This window comes from Malikia spinosa, assembly GCF_002980625.1.
Taxonomy (GTDB): domain Bacteria; phylum Pseudomonadota; class Gammaproteobacteria; order Burkholderiales; family Burkholderiaceae_C; genus Malikia; species Malikia spinosa.
The window spans coordinates 89,970-108,280 of the sequence record NZ_PVLR01000005.1 but is presented as its reverse complement, the minus strand read 5'-3'; the positions used below and the strand labels follow the sequence as shown (position 1 = coordinate 108,280).

The 18,311-nt window shown below is 67.6% G+C and carries 20 protein-coding genes and 1 pseudogene; 3 read left to right on the top strand and 18 right to left on the bottom strand.

Annotation, left to right across the window (positions count from 1 at the left end; all coding sequences use genetic code 11):
* Positions 1-295: 295 nt before the first annotated feature.
* The 8 genes from fusA to C6P61_RS01530 form a co-directional block, all read right to left on the bottom strand.
* Positions 296-2,398 (bottom strand): elongation factor G, encoded by a 2,103-nt coding sequence (gene fusA, locus C6P61_RS01565; RefSeq protein WP_105728162.1) that lies wholly within the window; start codon positions 2,396-2,398, stop codon positions 296-298.
* An 86-nt stretch (positions 2,399-2,484) separates the two neighbouring features.
* Positions 2,485-2,955: a 30S ribosomal protein S7 gene (rpsG, locus tag C6P61_RS01560; RefSeq protein WP_105728161.1), complete on the bottom strand. Its 471-nt coding sequence runs from the start codon at positions 2,953-2,955 to the stop codon at positions 2,485-2,487.
* A 164-nt stretch (positions 2,956-3,119) separates the two neighbouring features.
* A complete protein-coding gene (gene rpsL, locus C6P61_RS01555; protein WP_105728160.1) occupies positions 3,120-3,497 on the bottom strand; it encodes a 30S ribosomal protein S12 in 378 nt (125 codons plus the stop codon).
* Between the two features lie 122 nt (positions 3,498-3,619).
* The gene (locus C6P61_RS01550) at positions 3,620-4,816 is read right to left on the bottom strand and encodes a D-alanyl-D-alanine carboxypeptidase family protein (RefSeq protein ID WP_105728159.1); all 1,197 of its coding nucleotides are present in this window, start codon (positions 4,814-4,816) and stop codon (positions 3,620-3,622) included.
* 53 nt (positions 4,817-4,869) lie between these two features.
* Positions 4,870-5,502: an alpha/beta hydrolase gene (locus C6P61_RS01545; RefSeq protein WP_105728158.1), complete on the bottom strand. Its 633-nt coding sequence runs from the start codon at positions 5,500-5,502 to the stop codon at positions 4,870-4,872.
* 10 nt (positions 5,503-5,512) lie between these two features.
* A complete protein-coding gene (locus tag C6P61_RS01540; RefSeq protein WP_105728157.1) occupies positions 5,513-5,863 on the bottom strand; it encodes a (2Fe-2S) ferredoxin domain-containing protein in 351 nt (116 codons plus the stop codon).
* A complete protein-coding gene (locus C6P61_RS01535; RefSeq protein WP_105728156.1) occupies positions 5,860-6,975 on the bottom strand; it encodes a VanZ family protein in 1,116 nt (371 codons plus the stop codon). The genes C6P61_RS01540 and C6P61_RS01535 overlap by 4 nt, the downstream gene beginning before the upstream one ends.
* Positions 6,976-6,997: 22 nt before the next feature.
* Complete coding sequence (locus C6P61_RS01530) at positions 6,998-7,426, bottom strand: CopD family protein (RefSeq protein ID WP_105728155.1); 429 nt, start codon at positions 7,424-7,426, stop codon at positions 6,998-7,000.
* Positions 7,427-7,477: 51 nt separating this feature from the next.
* Here C6P61_RS01530 and C6P61_RS01525 point away from each other — a divergent pair, with 51 nt between their 5' ends.
* Positions 7,478-8,419: an SMP-30/gluconolactonase/LRE family protein gene (locus C6P61_RS01525; RefSeq protein ID WP_105728154.1), complete on the top strand. Its 942-nt coding sequence runs from the start codon at positions 7,478-7,480 to the stop codon at positions 8,417-8,419.
* Positions 8,420-8,423: 4 nt separating this feature from the next.
* Here the strand turns inward: C6P61_RS01525 and lplT are convergent, their stop codons facing one another.
* Positions 8,424-9,707 carry a lysophospholipid transporter LplT gene (gene lplT, locus C6P61_RS01520; protein ID WP_105728153.1) on the bottom strand — a complete coding sequence of 428 codons (1,284 nt, stop codon included), beginning with the start codon at positions 9,705-9,707 and terminating at the stop codon, positions 8,424-8,426.
* A 159-nt stretch (positions 9,708-9,866) separates the two neighbouring features.
* Here lplT and alr point away from each other — a divergent pair, with 159 nt between their 5' ends.
* The gene (alr, locus tag C6P61_RS01515) at positions 9,867-11,030 is read left to right on the top strand and encodes an alanine racemase (protein ID WP_105728152.1); all 1,164 of its coding nucleotides are present in this window, start codon (positions 9,867-9,869) and stop codon (positions 11,028-11,030) included.
* Between the two features lie 234 nt (positions 11,031-11,264).
* On the opposite strand, the gene C6P61_RS01510 is transcribed toward alr, so the two are convergent.
* Positions 11,265-12,104, bottom strand: coding sequence for a metallophosphoesterase (locus C6P61_RS01510; RefSeq protein ID WP_105728151.1), 840 nt, complete (start codon positions 12,102-12,104; stop codon positions 11,265-11,267).
* Positions 12,101-13,057: a LysR family transcriptional regulator gene (locus C6P61_RS01505; protein ID WP_105728150.1), complete on the bottom strand. Its 957-nt coding sequence runs from the start codon at positions 13,055-13,057 to the stop codon at positions 12,101-12,103. The genes C6P61_RS01510 and C6P61_RS01505 overlap by 4 nt, the downstream gene beginning before the upstream one ends.
* A gap of 116 nt (positions 13,058-13,173) precedes the next feature.
* Here C6P61_RS01505 and C6P61_RS01500 point away from each other — a divergent pair, with 116 nt between their 5' ends.
* The gene (locus tag C6P61_RS01500) at positions 13,174-13,584 is read left to right on the top strand and encodes a hypothetical protein (protein ID WP_105728149.1); all 411 of its coding nucleotides are present in this window, start codon (positions 13,174-13,176) and stop codon (positions 13,582-13,584) included.
* Between the two features lie 110 nt (positions 13,585-13,694).
* Here C6P61_RS01500 and ureG read toward each other — a convergent pair whose 3' ends face one another.
* From ureG to C6P61_RS01470, 7 genes and pseudogenes are all read right to left on the bottom strand, one after another.
* On the bottom strand, positions 13,695-14,357 hold the full coding sequence (gene ureG / locus C6P61_RS01495) for an urease accessory protein UreG (protein WP_105728148.1): 663 nt from the start codon (positions 14,355-14,357) through the stop codon (positions 13,695-13,697).
* Complete coding sequence (locus C6P61_RS01490; RefSeq protein WP_237491401.1) at positions 14,354-15,100, bottom strand: urease accessory protein UreF; 747 nt, start codon at positions 15,098-15,100, stop codon at positions 14,354-14,356. Before C6P61_RS01490 ends, ureG begins: the two co-directional genes overlap by 4 nt.
* 4 nt (positions 15,101-15,104) lie before the next feature.
* A pseudogene (gene ureE / locus C6P61_RS01485) lies at positions 15,105-15,632 on the bottom strand (urease accessory protein UreE); the annotation flags it as partial.
* Between the two features lie 2 nt (positions 15,633-15,634).
* Positions 15,635-17,413 (bottom strand): urease subunit alpha, encoded by a 1,779-nt coding sequence (gene ureC / locus C6P61_RS01480; protein WP_105728145.1) that lies wholly within the window; start codon positions 17,411-17,413, stop codon positions 15,635-15,637.
* A 14-nt stretch (positions 17,414-17,427) separates the two neighbouring features.
* Positions 17,428-17,760 (bottom strand): urease subunit beta, encoded by a 333-nt coding sequence (locus C6P61_RS01475; RefSeq protein ID WP_105728174.1) that lies wholly within the window; start codon positions 17,758-17,760, stop codon positions 17,428-17,430.
* A gap of 12 nt (positions 17,761-17,772) precedes the next feature.
* Entirely contained in the window at positions 17,773-17,946 is a 174-nt protein-coding gene (locus C6P61_RS17870; RefSeq protein WP_161126200.1) for a hypothetical protein, read from the bottom strand.
* A gap of 28 nt (positions 17,947-17,974) precedes the next feature.
* Positions 17,975-18,277, bottom strand: a complete 303-nt coding sequence (locus tag C6P61_RS01470; RefSeq protein WP_105728144.1) for an urease subunit gamma — start codon at positions 18,275-18,277, stop codon at positions 17,975-17,977.
* Positions 18,278-18,311 lie beyond the last annotated feature (34 nt).

Genomic DNA, 18,311 nt, shown 5'->3' with positions numbered 1-18,311 from the left:
TTCGAATTTCTCTTTTGCCATGATGCAAATCCTTTAAAAAGAACAATGCCCGTGTGGGGTTTAAGGTCTGCACTTCACTGCTGGTTCGCCCCGCACGGGAACAGGGCGGCGTGGGGTCGCAGACCGGGAAAACTTGGCCCACCCCCGATGCGGCTTGCGCCGCTTCCCCCTCAAGGGGGCGACACCAGCAGCCCGGCAAAGCCGGTTCTGCGGTGTCTCTGGGTGGGCTGGGGGGCCTTTTAGTCAGTTGGGTACGGAGCACGTCGCTGCGCGCCGTGGTCTGCCCCAAAATAACTTACTTAGCCCGTGCCGCGATGATGGCTTCCTGCACGTTGCGCGGAGCTTCAGCGTAGTGCTTGAACTCCATCGTGTAGGTAGCGCGACCTTGGGTAGCGGAACGCAGGGTGGTCGAGTAGCCGAACATTTCCGACAGCGGGACTTCGGCCTTGATGGCCTTGCCGCCACCGACCATGTCGTCCATGCCCTGGACCATGCCGCGACGGCTGGACAGGTCGCCCATCACGTTGCCGGCGTAGTCTTCCGGGGTCTCGACTTCCACGGCCATCATCGGCTCGAGGATGACCGGGTTGGCCTTGCGGCAACCGTCCTTGAAGCCCATCGAAGCGGCCATCTTGAAGGCGTTTTCGTTCGAGTCCACGTCGTGGTAGGAGCCGAAGGTCAGCGTGACCTTGACGTCGACCACCGGGAAGCCAGCCAGCACGCCGTTCGGCAGCGTGTCGATCAGGCCCTTTTCCACTGCCGGGATGAACTCGCGCGGCACCACGCCACCCTTGATCTGGTCGACGAACTCGAAGCCCTTGCCCGGTTCCTGCGGCTCGATGGTGAGCACGACGTGACCGTACTGGCCCTTACCGCCGGACTGACGGACGAACTTGCCGTCGACGTCGGTGACCTTGGTGCGGATGGTTTCGCGGTAAGCCACTTGCGGCTTGCCGACGTTGGCTTCGACGCCGAATTCGCGCTTCATGCGGTCGACGATGATTTCCAGGTGCAGCTCGCCCATGCCGGCGATGATGGTCTGGCCCGATTCCTCGTCGGTGCGGACGCGGAAGGACGGATCTTCTGCAGCCAGGCGGCTCAAGGCGATGCCCATCTTTTCCTGGTCGGACTTGGTCTTCGGCTCGACGGCCTGGGCAATCACCGGCTCCGGGAACACCATCTTTTCGAGGGTGATGATGGCGGTCGGGTCGCACAGGGTTTCACCGGTGGTGACTTCCTTCAGGCCGACGCAGGCAGCGATGTCGCCGGCGCGAATTTCTTCGACTTCCTGGCGGTTGTTGGCGTGCATCTGGACGATACGGCCGATACGCTCTTTCTTGCCCTTGATCGGGTTGTAGACCGAGTCGCCCTTCTTGAGGACGCCGGAGTACACGCGCACGAAGGTCAGCTGGCCGACGAAGGGGTCGGTCATCAGCTTGAACGCCAGTGCCGACAGCTTCTCTTCGTCGTCGGCCTTGCGGTTGATCGGCTGTTCGTCTTCGTCGATGCCGGCAACCGGCGGGATTTCGACCGGCGAGGGCAGGAAGTCGATCACGGCGTCGAGCATGCGCTGGACACCCTTGTTCTTGAAGGCGGTACCGCACAGCATCGGCTGGATTTCGGTCGCCAGGGTACGGGCACGCAGGCCAGCCATGATCTCGGCTTCGGACAGGTCACCTTCTTCGAGGTACTTGTTCATCAGCTCTTCGTTGGCTTCGGCAGCCGACTCGACCATCTTCTCGCGCCATTCCTGGGCTTGAGCTTGCAGCTCGGCCGGGATGTCGCGGTAGTCGAACTTCATGCCCTGGGAAGCTTCGTCCCAGTAGATCGCCTTCATCTTGATGAGGTCGACCACGCCCTGGAAGTTCTCTTCGGCACCGATCGGGATCACGATCGCGACCGGGTTGGCCTTCAGACGCAGACGCATCTGGTCATAGACCTTGAAGAAGTTGGCACCGGTACGGTCCATCTTGTTCACGAAGGCCAGACGCGGCACCTTGTACTTGTTGGCCTGACGCCACACGGTTTCCGACTGCGGCTGCACGCCGCCCACGGCGCAGTAGACCATGCAGGCACCGTCCAGCACGCGCATGGAACGCTCCACCTCGATGGTGAAGTCCACGTGGCCGGGGGTGTCGATGATGTTGAAGCGGTGCTCGGGGTAGGAGCCGTCCATGCCCTTCCAGAAGCAGGTGGTGGCAGCGGACGTGATCGTGATGCCGCGCTCCTGTTCCTGCTCCATCCAGTCCATGGTGGCAGCGCCGTCGTGCACTTCACCGATCTTGTGGCTCACGCCGGTGTAGAACAGGATGCGTTCGGTGGTGGTGGTCTTGCCGGCGTCGATGTGGGCCGAGATACCGATGTTGCGGTAACGCGCGAGGGGCGTGGAACGTGCCATGAGATTACTCCGTTGATGTGGATAAGCCCGCCACCCCTTTTGGGGGATGCGCGGGCCTGTTTGCCTATGCTGAGACCAGCCCCGGCTTAGAAGCGGAAGTGGCTGAAGGCCTTGTTGGCTTCGGCCATACGGTGAACTTCGTCACGGCGCTTCATCGCGCCGCCACGGCCTTCATTGGCTTCCAGCAGTTCGTTGGCCAGGCGCAGGGCCATGGATTTCTCGCTGCGCTTACGGGCAGCTTCCTTCAGCCAGCGCATGGACAGAGCCAGGCGACGGACCGGACGCACTTCAACGGGCACCTGGTAGTTGGCACCACCGACGCGGCGGGACTTGACTTCCACCATCGGCTTGACGTTGTTGATGGCGGTGGTGAAGAGTTCCAGCGGATCCTTGCCGGTCTTCTTTTCCATCTGCTCGAGTGCACCGTAAATGATGCGCTCGGCAACCGCCTTCTTGCCGCCTTCCATGATCACGTTCATGAACTTGGACAGCTCGACATTGCCGAACTTGGGATCCGGCAGAATTTCACGTTTAGGGACTTCGCGACGACGTGGCATTTTTTACCTCTGTTGCTTCAGTTGGCGTCTTTTCAAACACCGCGAGAGCCATTCAGGACTCCCACTTACTCGACCCACGCAGGAAATGCGCTTGGGGTCACTTCGCTGATTCGCCGCGCCACGCGGGAAACAGCACCTTGTTTGCTTTCAGCAGAGCCGTTGGCTTATTTGGCCTTGGGCTTCTTCGCGCCGTACTTGGAGCGCGACTGCTTACGGTCCTTGACGCCTTGCAGGTCGAGGGAGCCGCGAACGATGTGGTAACGCACACCCGGCAAGTCCTTGACACGACCGCCGCGAACCAGCACGACGCTGTGTTCCTGCAGGTTGTGGCCTTCGCCGCCGATGTAGGAAATGACCTCGAAGCCGTTGGTCAGGCGAACCTTGGCGACCTTACGCAGAGCGGAGTTCGGCTTCTTCGGGGTCGTGGTGTACACACGGGTGCAGACACCGCGACGCTGGGGGCAGTTTTCCATCGCGGGCGACTTGGATTTGGTCTTTTCGACCTCCCGCCCGTGACGGATGAGTTGGTTAATGGTTGGCATTGAAACGTCCCTAAACGTTTGAAATTGAACTAATCCCGAAAACAGGATCCCCTTCGGAATATTCCGAAAAGCTCATGATTGTAGTACGCGGCGCCAGAAAATGCAAACGCCCCGCCCTGGCCTCACTTGATCCAGAGCCGCAGCGAGTCCCAGGCCCGGCCGACCAGGCCCGATTCCTCGACCGTCTCGAGCACCAGCAGCGGCTTGTCGACCACCACCGCCCCAGCGGCGTTGGTCACGCGCAACGTGCCCAGGCTCTGGCCCTTCTGCAGCGGCGCGACCAGCGGGTCGGGGCGCAGGATCTGGGTCTTGAGCTTGGCGCCCTCGCCGGCCGGCACGGTCACGACCACGCCCTCCGGACGGCCGAGCTTGACGACGGCGGCCTGGCCCTTCCAGACCGCAGGCGTGGCGACCGGCTGGCCGGCCGGGAACAGGCGCACGGTATCAAAGGCGGTATAGCCCCAGTTGAGCAGCTTCTGGCTCTCGGTGGCGCGTGCGTTCTCGCTCGAGGTGCCCAGCATCACGCTGAGCAGGCGGCGCTGGCCGGCGACACCACTGCCCAGCGCCGGCACATCGCGCTTGGCCGTGGCGACCAGGCAGTAGCCGGCGGCATCGGTGTGGCCGGTCTTGAGTCCGTCCACCGAGGGGTCACGGAACAGCAGCAGGTTGCGGTTGCTGTCGTTGGCCGCTGGCGTGCCGGGGTAGCGGTAATGCTTGATCGCGTAGTAGCCGACATACTCGGGGAAGTCGCGCATCAGGCGGGTCGCGAGCACGCTGAGATCGCGCGCGGTCGTGGTGTGGCCGGGCGCGGTCAGGCCTTCGGGGTTGCGGTAGCCGGTGCTCTTCATGCCCAGCACCTTGGCCTGCTGGTTCATCAGTTCGACGAAGCGCTCGACGCTGCCGCCGACGCCCTCGGCCAGCGCGACGGTGGCGTCGTTGCCGGACTGGACGATCATGCCCTTGAGCAGGTCCTCGACCCGGACCTGCATCTTGGGGTCGATGAACATGCGCGAGCCCGGCATCTTCCAGGCACGCTCGCTGACACCGAAGGTCTGGTCGAGCGTGATCTTCTTGGCCCGCAGCGCATCGAACACCACATAGGCGGTCATGAGCTTGGTCAGCGAGGCCGGCTCGACCGGCATGTCGGCATCCTTGGCCGCCAGGATCTGGTTCGAGGTGACGTCGAGCAGCAGGTAGGCGCGCGCGGCGATTTCAGGCGCTGCCGGAGCTTGCGCCTGCGCGCCGGGCGCGCAGAGCAAGGAAGCGGCCAGCAGGCCGGCGGCCGACCAGCGGCGCAGGACAGAGGAATTGGGAGACATCGGAAACTCTCGGTGGACGCCGGCGCCGCAAGCGGCCCCGGCAGAGCAGGCCATCAGGCCTGCGACAGGTGACGCACGGCCAGACCCTTGAGCAGGGTCAGCTGGCCGTGGAAGAAATGCTCGACGCCCGGGATCACGGTCACGGGCAGGAATTGCGGCCGGGCCCAGTCCAGCGCCGCCTGCAGCGGCACGGTGTCGTCCTGCTCGCCGTGCAGCACCAGGGTGCGCGGATGCAGCTCGACCGGCACCGGCGGCACCTGGAAGCGGCTGGCCGCGGTGCCGACCAGGATCAGCTTCTCGGGTTCGCGCCGGCCGTGCAGCTGGGCCACGGCGCTGGCGGTCACGAAACCGCCGAAGGAGAAGCCGGCCAGCGCCAGCGGGCCGGTCGGGGCCTGGGCCTCGATCACGGCCAGCAGGTCCTGCACCTCGCCGATGCCGTTGTCGTAGCTGCCTTCGCTCTGGCCGATGCCGCGGAAGTTGAAGCGCACGGCAGTCCAGCCAGTCTGGACGAAGGCGCGCGCCAGCGTGCCGACCACCTTGTTCTGCATCGTGCCACCGAACAGCGGATGCGGATGTGCGATCACGGCGGTGCCGCGCTGGACCGCATCGACTGGCGGGCGATCGATCGCAACTTCAAGCAGGCCGGCCGGACCGGCCTGCAGCAGGTATTCGGTGCGGGAGTTCATGCGAGTCCCTTCAACGGCCGACCGTAGGCGGCGTCAACAGACGCTCGACCACCTGGCCGTCGCGCAGGTGCGATTCGACGATCTCGTCGATGTCGGCCTGGTCGAAGAAGCTGTACCAGACCGCTTCCGGATAGACCACGGCGATCGGGCCACCGGCACAGCGGTCCAGGCAACCGGCCTTGTTGACGCGGACCTGGCCCGGCCCGGCCAGCCCGAGTTGCTTGACCCTGGCCTTGCAGTGGTCAAAGGCCTGCTGGGCGCCGTGCGCCGCGCAGCAGTCCTGGCCGTTGTCGCGCTGGTTGAGGCAGAAGAAGATGTGCCGCTCGTAATAGGAGTCGGGGTTCCGGTTCGGTTCGCTCATGCCTGGGCATTGTAGTGGGGGGACGGCATGCGCAGGGCCAGGCGCAGGCCAACCCCGAGTGCGGCGTAGGGCCAGAGCCAGCCCAGCCACTGGGACAGGCCGTGGATGCGCATGAAGGGCCCGCCCGACCAGGCGCCGAGCGAGACCGCGAAGTAGGGACTCTCGGGCGCGCCGTTGAGCAGGCCCAGTGCCAGGCCCAGCGCCAGCAGCAGCAGCACCGCGCTGGCGCGGCGCGACAGCCACAGGCCCGCCAGGCCGAGCGAGGCAGCCAGGCCGAGCCCGAGGCAGATCGGCGGCGTGAAACCGTCCCAGGCGCGCGACGGGCCGTAGGTCAGCGCAGCCGACAGCGCACCGGAGGCGGGCGCAACCAGGCCCCAGGCCAGGACCAGCCACAGGCGCTGGCGCAACCGGGGCAGCTGCGCGAAGCCCAGCAGCAAGGGCGTCCACAGGCTCAGCGCGACCGCCAGCGCCTGCACCAGGGGGCTCAGGGCCGGCGCCTCGACCTGGGCCGGCAGCCATTGCGAAAACGGCGTGTCCTGCAGCCAGGCCCCGAGTGCGGACAGGGCACGGGCCCAGACCTGGCCCAGACCGTAGGGCACGGGCGTCGGGTAGAGCAGCGCCAGCGGCCACAGCAGCAGCACGACATAGCCGACGGGCGGCTCGTGGCTCAGCCAGTCCTCGCGAAAACGGTTCCAGGGCGTGATCAAGCGCCAGCGCGTGAACAGCAAGGCCAGTAGCGCGCCGATGGCGCCACCGGCCGCGTTGAGCAGCAGGTCGAGACGCGAGGGCACACGCTGCGGCAGATAGCTTTGCAGCCCCTCAAGCAGCAGCGACAGCAGCGCCGGCCCGAGCAATCCGAGCACCCAGGCCCAGCGGATGCAACCGCTACGCGCCAGCGCGAGTGCGAACAGGAAGCCCAGCGGCAGGTAGCCGAGCAGGTTGAGCCAGACGTCGAAGCCGGTCCAGTAGGGCGACCAGGGTGCCTCGAGGTAGGACCAGGGCGGCATGTCCTGCGAACGCCAGCCGCTGAAGGGATAGAGGCTGGCGTGAACGACCAGGACCACCCAGCACAGGGCCAGCGGCGCGGCGATGGTGCGGCGGGAAGCCGGCATGGGCTGGCCCAGGGCGGCGGCCTCAGAACGGCTTGAGGACCACCAGGACCACGATCACCAGCATCATGAGCACCGGCACTTCGTTGAACCAGCGGAACCAGACATGGCTGCGGCGGTTCTGGCCGCGCTCGAAGCCCTTGAGGAGGCGCTGACAGGCATGGTGGTAGCCCAGCAGCAACAGGACCAGCAGCAGCTTGGCATGCATCCAGCCATTGCCCGGCCCCTTGCCGATGCCGTAATACAGCCAGAGCCAGAGCCCCAGCCCGAGCGCCGGCACGGCCAGGATGGTCATGAAGCGGGCCAGCTTGCGCGCCATCAGCAGCAGGCGATCGCGCTCGGCCTGGCTGGCGGGCTCGACCTGTGCGAGGTTGACGAAGATGCGCGGCAGGTAGAACAGGCCGGCAAACCAGCTGGCCACGAAAACGATGTGTAAAGACTTGATCCAGAGCATGTTTGTCAGTGTAGCGAATGCGGCCTATCATCGCCGCAAGGGGGGCAGTCCATGGACAGCACAACGCCTGTCAGCTTGCATGCCGGCCAGGCTTGGGAATGCCTGACCGCGCCTAGCTGTGCCTGGGGTGCCTCGCCCTTCTGGCATCCGCAGCAGGAACGCCTGTACTGGGTCGACAGCATCCTGGAACGGATCTGGCGCCTGCACCTGCCCAGCGGGCGCGTCGAGCTCTGGCAGCTGACACAGGCCCCCGGCAGCATCGTGCCCTGCCGCAGCGGCGCCTTGCTGATGGCGATGCGCAACGGCATCCTGCTGTCGGCCAGCTGGCAGGATGTACCGCAGCAGATCGCGGTGGCGCCCTACGATCCGGCGCATCAGCGCTTCCACGACGGTCAATGCGATCCCTGGGGCCGGTTCTGGGTCGGCACCCGCGTCGAGACCGGGACTCAGGCGGTCGCCGGGCTGTACTGCCTGCGCCGGCGCGAGCGCCCCCACCCCGAGCTGCGGCAGGTCGCGAGCGGAGTCATCGAGTCCGGCGGCCTGACCTGGTCGCCCGACGGCCGCACGCTCTACTGGGGCGACGGCCAGCGCGGCTGGATCGAGACCCATGCGCTGCCGAGCGCCGGCCAATACCCGCCCCTGCTGGGAGATCCGCAACCGTTCTGGCGCCGGCCACCCGGCCCGGCCGATGAAATGCCGGCAAGACCGCAAGGGGCGGCGGTGGACCGGCTGGGCCGCTACTGGGTCGCGCTGCTCGACGGCGGCTGCATGCTGTGCCTGGACCCGAAGGGGCAGCTGCTGGCCCGCATCCCGACCCCGGCGCAGCGCCCGACCGGACTGTGCTTTGGCGGGCCGGACCTGCGCACCCTGTTCCTGACCACGGCGCGCAGCGGACTCGGGCCGGACGCGCTGAAGCGCGATCCGGACAGCGGCGCGGTGTTTGCCTTGCGGGTCGAGGTACCGGGCCTGCCGGTCAACCGCTACGAGGACTGAAGGCTCAGCCGTGCAGGTCGTCGCGGCGCGCGATCTCGAGCAGGCGCTGCAGTTCGTGCGGATGCTGGCGCTGGTTCTTCGCATGCCAGCGCTGGATCAGCCACATCGCGGCCGCGACCACCAGGCCGAAGGCGGTGATGGCGCCGAAGGCCGACAGGCCGACGCTGGTCGAATAGCTGTAGAGCCCGCCCAGGAACAGGATGCAGGCCTGCTCGTTGAAGTTCTGCACCGCGATCGAGCGTCCGGCGCCCATCAGGTTGTGGCCGCGGTGCTGCAGCAGCGCGTTCATCGGCACCACCAGGAAGCCGCCCAGCGCGCCGAGCAGGATCAGGAACGGTGCCGCCGCCCAGACGTTGTCGATCACGTTCATCAGCACCACCAGCAGGCCCATCGCGATGCCCAGCGGCATCACGCGCGTGGCCTGGTCCAGCCGCATGCGCATCGAGGCCGCCACCGCACCGATGGCGGTGCCGATCGCGACCACGCCGACCAGGCTGGAGGCCTGGGTGGTGCCGTAGCCGAGCGCCGCAGCCGCCCAGGCCAGCACGATGTAGCGCAGGTTGCCGCTGACGCCCCAGAACAGGGTGGTGGTCGCGAGCGAGATCTGGCCCAGGCGGTCGCGCCAGAGCCGGCTGTTGCAGGTCCAGAAATCGGGCAGCAGCGCGAGCGGGTTGCTCGGCATATGGCGCGGCGCCACGCCGGTCAGCGGAATCCGGGTGTTGAACCAGGCCGCCAGCGCGTAGACCAGCACCAGGCAGGCAATCGCGGCCTCGGCCGGTGTGTCAAGACCGGTGTCGAGCAGCGGCAGATCGAATGCCAGCAGCCAGCCCGAGAGGGCGGGGCCGACCATCTGGCCGCCGAGCACGACGCCGAGGATGATCGACGCGATCGTCAGCCCCTCGATCCAGCCATTGGCCTTGACCAGCTGCGAGGGCGGCAGCAGCTCGGTCAGGATGCCGTACTTGGCCGGCGAATAAGCCGCCGCGCCCAGGCCGACGATGGAGAACGCCAGCAGGGGGTGCATCGGCGTGAGCATCAGCAGGCAGCCCAGCACCTTGATCGCGTTGCTCATGAACATGACCCAACCCTTGGGCTTGGCGTCGGCAAAGGCGCCGACGAAGGGCGCCAGCACGACATAGAACAGCGCGAACATCGGCACCAAGGCCGTGCGCTGCCATTCAGGGGCATGGCTGCTGCGCAGCAGCTCGACGGCGACGACGAACAGGGCATTGTCGGCCAGCGAGCTGAAGAACTGCGCCGTCATGATGGTGTAGAAGCCGCGCTTCATGGGTGTCTGTTCTGGGGGCTGGGGGTACGGTTCACAGAGTCTTGTCGAGGCGGATCAAGGGCTGGCCGGGGATTCACTCCACGGGTGGCGGGTTTATAGCATGTCGAGCTCAAGCGTCGACCGGCCCGGCGCCCCGGCTTCATTGCTAACATCACGCCCATGCCGCGTCCGATACTTGCCACCGTACACCTTTGCGCCCTGCGCCACAACCTCGAGCGCCTGCAGCGCGCCGCCCCCGACTCGCGCCTCTGGGCCGTGGTCAAGGCCAACGCCTATGGCCATGGCCTGGAACGGGTCTTTCCCGCGCTGCGCGCCGCCGACGGCTTTGCGCTGCTCGACCTGGCCGAGGCCGAGCGGCTGCGCGCGCTGGACTGGCGCGGCCCGATCCTGCTGCTCGAGGGCTGTTTCGAGGCGCGCGATCTCGAGCTCTGCTCGCGCCTGAACCTCTGGCATGTGGTGCACTGCGAGGAGCAGATCGACTGGCTGGCGGCGCACAAGACGCACCAGCCGCACCGGGTGTTCCTCAAGATGAATTCGGGCATGAACCGGCTCGGCTTCAGGCCGGCGGCCTTGCGCTCGGCCTGGGCCCGGCTCAACGCCCTGCCCCAGGTTGACGAGATCTCGCTGGTGACGCATTTCAGCGATGCCGACAGCGCACGCTTTGGTACCGATGGCATCGCGCACCAGCTTGAGGCCTTCGCGGCCGCCACGAGCGACCTGCCGGGCGAACGCAGCCTGTGCAACAGCGCCGCCACGCTGCGCCACGCCGCGCGCGAGCTGGGCTCGGGCGCCCTGTCGGCCGACTGGGTGCGCGGCGGCATCGCGCTCTACGGCAGTGCCCCGGATCACCCCGAGCACCGCAGCGCCGACTGGCAGCTGCAGCCGGCCATGACGCTGGCGAGCCGGCTGATCGCGGTGCAGCAGGTCGAGGCCGGCGAATCGGTCGGCTATGGCTCGACCTTCATCGCGCCAGCGACGATGCGCATCGGCATCGTGGCTTGCGGCTATGCCGACGGCTATCCGCGCCACGCGGGCAGCGGCACGCCGGTGCTGGTCAGGGGGGTGCGCAGCCAACTGGTCGGGCGCATCAGCATGGACATGCTGGCCGTGGACCTCGGGCCGGCCGAAGCCGACGCCCCGCCCTGCCAGATCGGCGACGAGGTGGTGCTGTGGGGCCGCAGTCGGCATGGCGCGCTGCTGCCGGTGGACGAGGTGGCGCAGGCGGCCGGGACGATTGCGTACGAGCTGCTGTGCGCGGTGGCGGCCCGGGTGCCGTTCGCGCTCGATGAGTCCGAGCCGGCGACCGTGGCAGCAGCGGCCTGAGCTCCACCAGACGGCGGACTGAGGCTGGGCACAGGGTCAGCCCTGTTCGGGTAAGTCCCTATGCCCGGAACCGGTACGTTTCCCTACAATGAGTCCACTCGCCGACCTGGACAGTTCAACTGCCGGTCGCACAGCGAGAGGACCGAGGAGACAATACAAGTCCAACAACATCAGATCCAGCGTCCAAAGAGATGCGATTGCTTAGGCCGGTGCATGACTCATGCACCGGCTTTTTTATTGCCCGGCTGCGCCGCGCTGCGCCAGCTCAAGACACAGCCCGGGCAAGAAGCCCTCCTGCTCCTGCTTGCCGGCGTAGCCCAGCGGATTGGCGACCACGCGGCAGCGACCGACGCGGTAGTCGTGCGCGCAGTGCAGATGGCCGTGCAGCCAGAGATCGGCCCGTTCGAGCCAGCCGTCGAGCGCGTTGCAGAAGCCCGCGGTACCCGGGGTCAGGCCGTAGCGCGGGTCGGCGCTGCGCAGGCTGGGGGCGAAATGCGTGATCACCACGGTCGGCCCGTCATGCGGCTGGGCCAGGGCCTGGTCGAGCCAGTGCTGGCACAGCAGCGCCTGCTCGCGCATGGCGGCGGCATCGAACAGTGCGCCAGCGCGCTGGGTGGCCATCTTCTCGAGGTAGAAATTGGCGGCCCGGAACGCCTTGCCGCGCTGCTGCAGCGCGCGCATCGGCTCGGCCCGCAGCGCGAGCGCATCGTAGTCGGACCAGAGCGTGGTGCCGACGAAGCGCACGCCCTGGTGCAACCACTGCTCGCGTTCGAGCCAGCGGATACCGAGCCGGTCGCAGGTGGCGCGCAGTTCGGCATGGGCCCAGTCGAAGTCGAGCGCGTCGTACTCGTGATTGCCCGGCACGAACAGCACCGGCACCGGCCAGCCCGCGTACTGGGGCAGCGGCGAGAAACGCTGCAGGCCCCAGTCGGGCTCGGTCATGACACCGGCCTGGCGGGCCTGGTAGGAGCCGATGTCGCCGGCGAGCACCAGCAGGTCGGCGCCTGGGGCTGGCTCGATCACGCAGTGGGGATTGGCCTCAAGATGGAGGTCGCTGAGCAGTTGCAGCCTCACGCGGGCACTCCCTTGCCGACGGCGCGGAACACCGCCTCGCGCAGCCAGCGGTGCGAGCTCTGGCCATGCTGCTGGCGCCGCCACAGCGCGTCGACATGGACATGCGGCAGATCGAGCGGCAGCTCGCAGTGGGTCAGCTCGGCTTCCATGCCGGTGGCACCGATGAAATGCAGCGGCAGCACCGTCAGCAGGTCGGAGGTCGAGACCACGCGGCCGGCAGTGAAGAACTGGTTGACCGTCAGCACGACGCGCCGAGCCAGGCCCTGGGCCGCCAGCGCCTCGTCGACGAAGCCGAACGGCCGGCCGGAAAAGCTCACCAGCAGGTGGCGCGCGGCACAGAAATCAGCCAGCGTGATGGGACGGCCTGCCAGCGGGTGACCGCGCCGCATCACGACCACATAGCGGCCCTCGTACAGGCGCTGGTGCAGAAAGCGCGGTGCGCTCTCCTGCAAATGGCTGGCGGTCAGTTCGGTCAGCACGCCGGGGAAATAGCCGACCGCGAGGTCGACCTCGCCCTGCTCGAGCAGCGGACGCGGGTCGCGCGTGGTCAGCGGCAGCAGCCGCAGCGTGACCCCGGGCGCTTCCTGCGCCAGGGTCTCGACCAGGCCGGGCGCGAGCTTGGTCGCGGTCGAGTCGGCCATCGCGAGCACGAAATGGTTCTGCGCCTGCGCCGGGTCGAACACGCCCGGCGCGAGCGAGTCGCGCAACTGGCGCAACGCGTCGCGCACCGTGGGCCAGAGCGTGAGCGCCAGCGGCGTGGGCTCGACGCCATAGCCTGAACGTCGCACCAGGTCGTCGCCGAGCAGCTCGCGCAGGCGGCGCAGCGCATTGCTGACGGCGGGCTGGGTGGTCGCGAGATTGTGCGCAGCGCGGGTCAGGTTGCGCTCCGACATCACCTCGTCGAAGACGCGCAGCAGGTTGAGGTCCAGCGTGCGGAAGTTGAGTTCATTCATATGCGATGTGAATATATTGCATTACAAAAATAAATTGGCATGCAATGCGGGTTTACCCTAAGATCGCACCATTGATTGTTGCAGCGCAACAGCCACCGCCGAGAGGAAAGAAAATCATGAATATCGCCGCCACCCTGTTCCCCCGCAGCTACAGCCCGTCGACCAAGCCCGAGAATGCACGCGGCCTGGCCGCCCTGCTGCTGGCCGCCTCCGTCGCCGCCCTGGCCGTGGTGGCTGACCAGCTGATCGAGACCTGGCTCGACGACCACCTGTTCCTGGCCTGGGTTGCCCTGTGGGCCGTGGTCTTCGCCGGCAGCCTGTTGCTGACCGGCACCGTGCGCCGCATGAGCGCACGCGCTGTCGCCCGCCTGGACCAGTGGGCCGCCCGCCGCGCCCAGGCCCGCGCCGCCGCCCGCCTGCTGGCGATCGAAAAGCGCGCCGTGCAGAGCGCGGCCAAGGCGTCGTCGGCCGCTCAGCGCCTGGCCAAGGCCAGCCAAGCGCTCGACAGCCACCTGTTCTACATCTGATTGACTGCCGGGCTGCACGCCCGGTCAGGCGCAAATTGCAAAGCCGCTCCCTGGAGCGGCTTTTTTTCGTCGCTGCGGCGCGGGAATCGGTACCCGCGCGGGAGGCAACTTCAGGACTGGCTCAGCAGGCCGCGGCGCTCGATGAAGCCGACCACGTCGGCCAGGCCGTCGAGGGTCTTGAGGTTGGTCATGAACCAGGGCCGGCGCTCGTGGTCGGGCCGCATGCGCGCGGTGTCGCGCCGCATGACCTCGAGGTCGGCGCCGACATGGGGCGCGAGGTCGGTCTTGTTGATCACGAACAGGTCGCTCTTGGTGATGCCGGGGCCGCCCTTGCGCGGGATCTTCTCGCCGGCGGCTACGTCGATCACGTAGATCGTCAGGTCGGACAGCTCGGGGCTGAAGGTCGCGGCCAGGTTGTCGCCGCCCGACTCGATGAAGACGATGTCGGCATCGGGGAACTGCTCGAGCATGCGGTCGATCGCCTCGAGGTTGATCGAGGCGTCCTCGCGGATCGCGGTATGCGGGCAGCCGCCGGTCTCGACGCCCATGATGCGCTCGGCCGGCAGCGCGCCGCTCAGCGTGAGCAGGCGCTGGTCTTCCTTGGTGTAGATGTCGTTGGTGATGGCGATCAGGTCGTAGCGCGCGCGCATCGCCTTGCAAAGCATTTCGAGCAGGGTGGTCTTGCCGGAGCCGACCGGGCCGCCGATGCCGACGCGCAGCGGGGGCAGGATCTTGGTGCGGCCGGGGATCTGGTGCAGGGAGGGAGCGTTCATGAGCGGAACAGACGGGAATACTGGGTTTCGTGGCGCGCCGACAGGATCGCGAGCATCGGGCTGAAGGCCTGGCGCTCGTCCTCGCGCTGGCGCAGCGCGCGGGTGATGGCGGCGGGGATTTCGGCGCAGAGCCGCTGCAGGATGCGCTGGCCGGCGCTCTGGCCGAGCGGCACGGACTTGATCGCGGCCTGCACCATGTTCTCGGCCCAGCCGAAGGCGTAGGCATAGAGGCCGTGCGCCGGGGGCTGGCCGGGCGGCAGCTGGACCGCCAGTGCCAGCGCGTAGGCCAGCGGATAGGTCGGGGCCTGCAGCGCCGGCGGCAGCTGCTGGGGCGAGAAGTCGGGCCGCTGCAGTGACTTGAGCCATTCGATCAGCGAGCGGCCCATCTGCTCGCTTTGCAGGCGCAGCTCGGCGGTCTCGCGCGTGCTGCGCACCCACTGGTCGAGGCGCAGCAGCGTCGGCCAGTCCTGCTGGCGCCAGGCCTCGACCGCCTGCGCGATCAGGCCGAGTTCGGCGCGCGCCGGGCCGAGCTGGAGCTGGTCGGCCAGCCAGTCGGCGGCGCTGGCCTCGTCGCGCACCCGTCCCGCCTCGACCGCGGGCTCCAGCCCTTCGGAATAGGAGAAGCCACCGACCGGCAGCGCTGGCGAGGCCAGCCACATCAGCGGCAGCAGGGCATCGGCCAGGACGGGAGCGGCAACCTCACCGGCCAGGGGCGCTGCGGGTCTGTCCAGCGGTGGTTTCATTTCAGTGCCCATGGCTGTCATGGGAATGGTCATGCGCCCCGTGAGGCTCGTGGCCGTGCGAATGCCCCATGGTGGCATGCTCGCCGTAGGCACCGGCTTCAGGCTCGAAGGCCTCGCAGGCCTCGGCCACGATCAGGTGCATCTGGCGCAGCATGTCGGCCAGCACATGGTCGGGTTCGATCTTCAGGTGGTCGGGCTTGAGCTCGATCGGCACATGGCGGTTGCCCAGATGGTAGGCCGCGCGCAGCAGGTCGAACGGGCTGCCGTGCGCGGGGCAATGCGTGATGCGCAGCAGCGGCTGCGGCGCGGCGACCACGCGCAGCAAGCTGCCGTCGAGCGTGACCAGCATGTCGTCGCCGCGCAGCAGCGTGCCGCGCGGCAGGAAGACGCCGATGCGCCGGCCTTCGCTGTCCTCGCAGTCGAAGCGGCTTTTCTGGCGCAGGTCCCAGTCCAGCGTCAGCGTGGGCGCGCGCTTGAGCAATACGGGTGCCAGGCCAGCGCCCTGGGGGATGCGTCTGGAAGCGTGCAGCATGATCAGAACAGGAAATAGCGTTGTGCCATCGGCAGGCTGTGGGCCGGCTCGCAGGTCAGCAACTGACCGTCGGCGCGCACCGCGTAGGTCTGGGCGTCGATTTCCATGCGCGGCGCGTAGTCGTTGAGCTTCATCGCGGCCTTGTTGGCGCTGCGGCAGCCGCGCACCGCGACCAGGCGTTTCTGCAGCCCGAAGCGTGCGGCGATGCCGGCATCGAGCCCGGCCTGCGAGACGAAGGTCAGCGAGGTCCGGGCCAGCGCGCCGCCGTAGGCGCCGAACATCGGCCGGTAATGCACCGGCTGCGGCGTCGGGATCGAGGCGTTGGGGTCGCCCATCAGCGCGGCGGCGATCATGCCGCCCTTCAATACCAGCGCCGGTTTCACGCCGAAGAAGGCCGGCTTCCACAGCACCAGGTCGGCCCATTTGCCGACCTCGACCGAGCCGATCTCGTGGCTGATGCCATGCGCGATCGCCGGGTTGATGGTGTACTTGGCGATGTAGCGCTTGACGCGGAAGTTGTCGTTGCGGCTGTCGCGCTCGACCGGCTCGCCACGGCCCTCTGACGGCGACAACCAGCCGCGCTGCTGCTTCATCTTGTGCGCGGTCTGCCAGGTGCGGGTGATGACCTCGCCGACGCGGCCCATGGCCTGGCTGTCGCTGCTCATGATGCTGATCGCGCCGAGGTCGTGCAGGATGTCCTCGGCCGCGATGGTCTCGCGTCGGATCCGGCTCTCGGCGAAGGCCAGGTCCTCGGGAATGGCCGGGTCGAGGTGGTGGCAGACCATCAGCATGTCGACATGCTCGTCGAGCGTATTGACGGTGTAGGGGCGGGTCGGGTTGGTCGAGGACGGCAGCACATTGGCTTCGCCGACCACCTTGAGGATGTCGGGAGCGTGGCCGCCACCGGCGCCCTCGCAATGGAAGGTGTGGATGGTGCGGCCCTTGAAGGCGGCCAGCGTGTCCTCGACGAAGCCGGACTCGTTGAGGGTGTCGGTGTGGATCGCGACCTGGGTATCGGTCTGTTCGGCCACGTTGAGGCAGTTGTCGATCGCCGCCGGCGTCGTGCCCCAGTCCTCGTGCAATTTCAGGCCGATCGCGCCGGCCTCGATCTGCTCGAGCAGGCCCTGCGGCTGGCTGGCGTTGCCCTTGCCGAGGAAGCCGATGTTCATCGGGAACGCCTCGGCCGCCTGCAGCATGCGCTCCATGTACCAGGGCCCGCTGGTGCAGGTGGTCGCGTTGGTTCCGGTCGCAGGTCCAGTGCCGCCGCCGGTCATGGTGGTGATGCCGGAATAGAGCGCTTCCTCGATCTGCTGCGGGCAGATGAAGTGGATGTGGCTATCGTGGCCGCCGGCGGTGACGATCATGCCTTCGCCTGCCAGCACCTCGGTGCCGGGACCGATCACGATGTCGACGCCGGGCTGGATGTCGGGGTTGCCGGCCTTGCCGATGGCGCAGATGCGGCCGTCGAGCACGCCGATGTCGGCCTTCACGATGCCCCAGTGGTCGACGATCAGCGCATTGGTGATGACCAGGTCGACCGCGCCCTGGGCCCGGCTGCGCTGGCCCTGGCCCATGCCGTCGCGGATGGTCTTGCCGCCGCCGAACTTGACCTCTTCGCCGTAGCCGAGCGGGCGGCCGTCAGCGTCACGCAGGCCGCCGCCAGCGGCCAGGGTGTAGTCGCGCTCGACCTCGATCAGCAGGTCGGTATCGGCCAGGCGCACGCGGTCGCCCACGGTGGGGCCGAACATGTCGGCATAGGCGCGGCGGGAAATGGTTGCCATGGATGTCCTTGTTCTCAGGCCGCAGCGAGGGGGGCGCGGGAATCGAGCGCGCCGTTGACCAGGCCACGGAAACCGGTTGCGACGCGCTCGCCGGCATAGTCGACCAGCTCGACCGTGCGCTGCTGGCCGGGCTCGAAGCGCACCGCAGTACCGGAAGCGATGTTGAGCCGCATGCCGTGCGCAGCCGCGCGGTCGAAGTCGAGTGCGCCATTGGTCTCGGCGAAGTGATAGTGGGAGCCGACCTGGATCGGCCGGTCGGCGGTATTCCTGACCACCAGCGTCAAGCTGCGGCGGCCGGGGTTGAGCAGCAGCTCGCCGTCTTCGAGCAGGTATTGGCCCGGGATCATGGCGCTGCTCACTTAGCGCTTGGACCAGAACGAGGCGGCCAGCGCGATCACCAGCACGGCGACGAAGCCCAGCACGTCGGTCGAGTGCCAGTGCGAACCGAGCAGGCCGTGGCCGTCATGGGCCAGCACGGCGGTCGGAGCGGAGACGGCGATCGCGGCCATCAGGGGAATCAGCAGGGAGGTCATGGTGGCGTGCTCGCGGTGGAGGGTTGAATCAGGCGATCGGCTGGTGCACCGTGACCAGCTTGGTGCCGTCGGGGAAGGTGGCCTCGATCTGGATGTCGGGAATCAGCTCGGGGATGCCGTCCATCACGTCGGCCCGGGTCAGGATCTCGCGGCCGGCGCTCATGAGCTCGGCCACGCTCTTGCCGTCGCGTGCGCCCTCCATCACGGCGGCGCTGATCAGCGCGACCGCCTCCGGGTAGTTCAGTTTCAGGCCGCGGGCGCGCCGGCGCTCGGCCAGCAGGGCAGCGGTGAAGATCAGCAGCTTGTCTTTTTCGCGCGGGGTCAGGTCCATGGCTGACCTTTTGCAAGAGCCGTGCCCGCCGTAC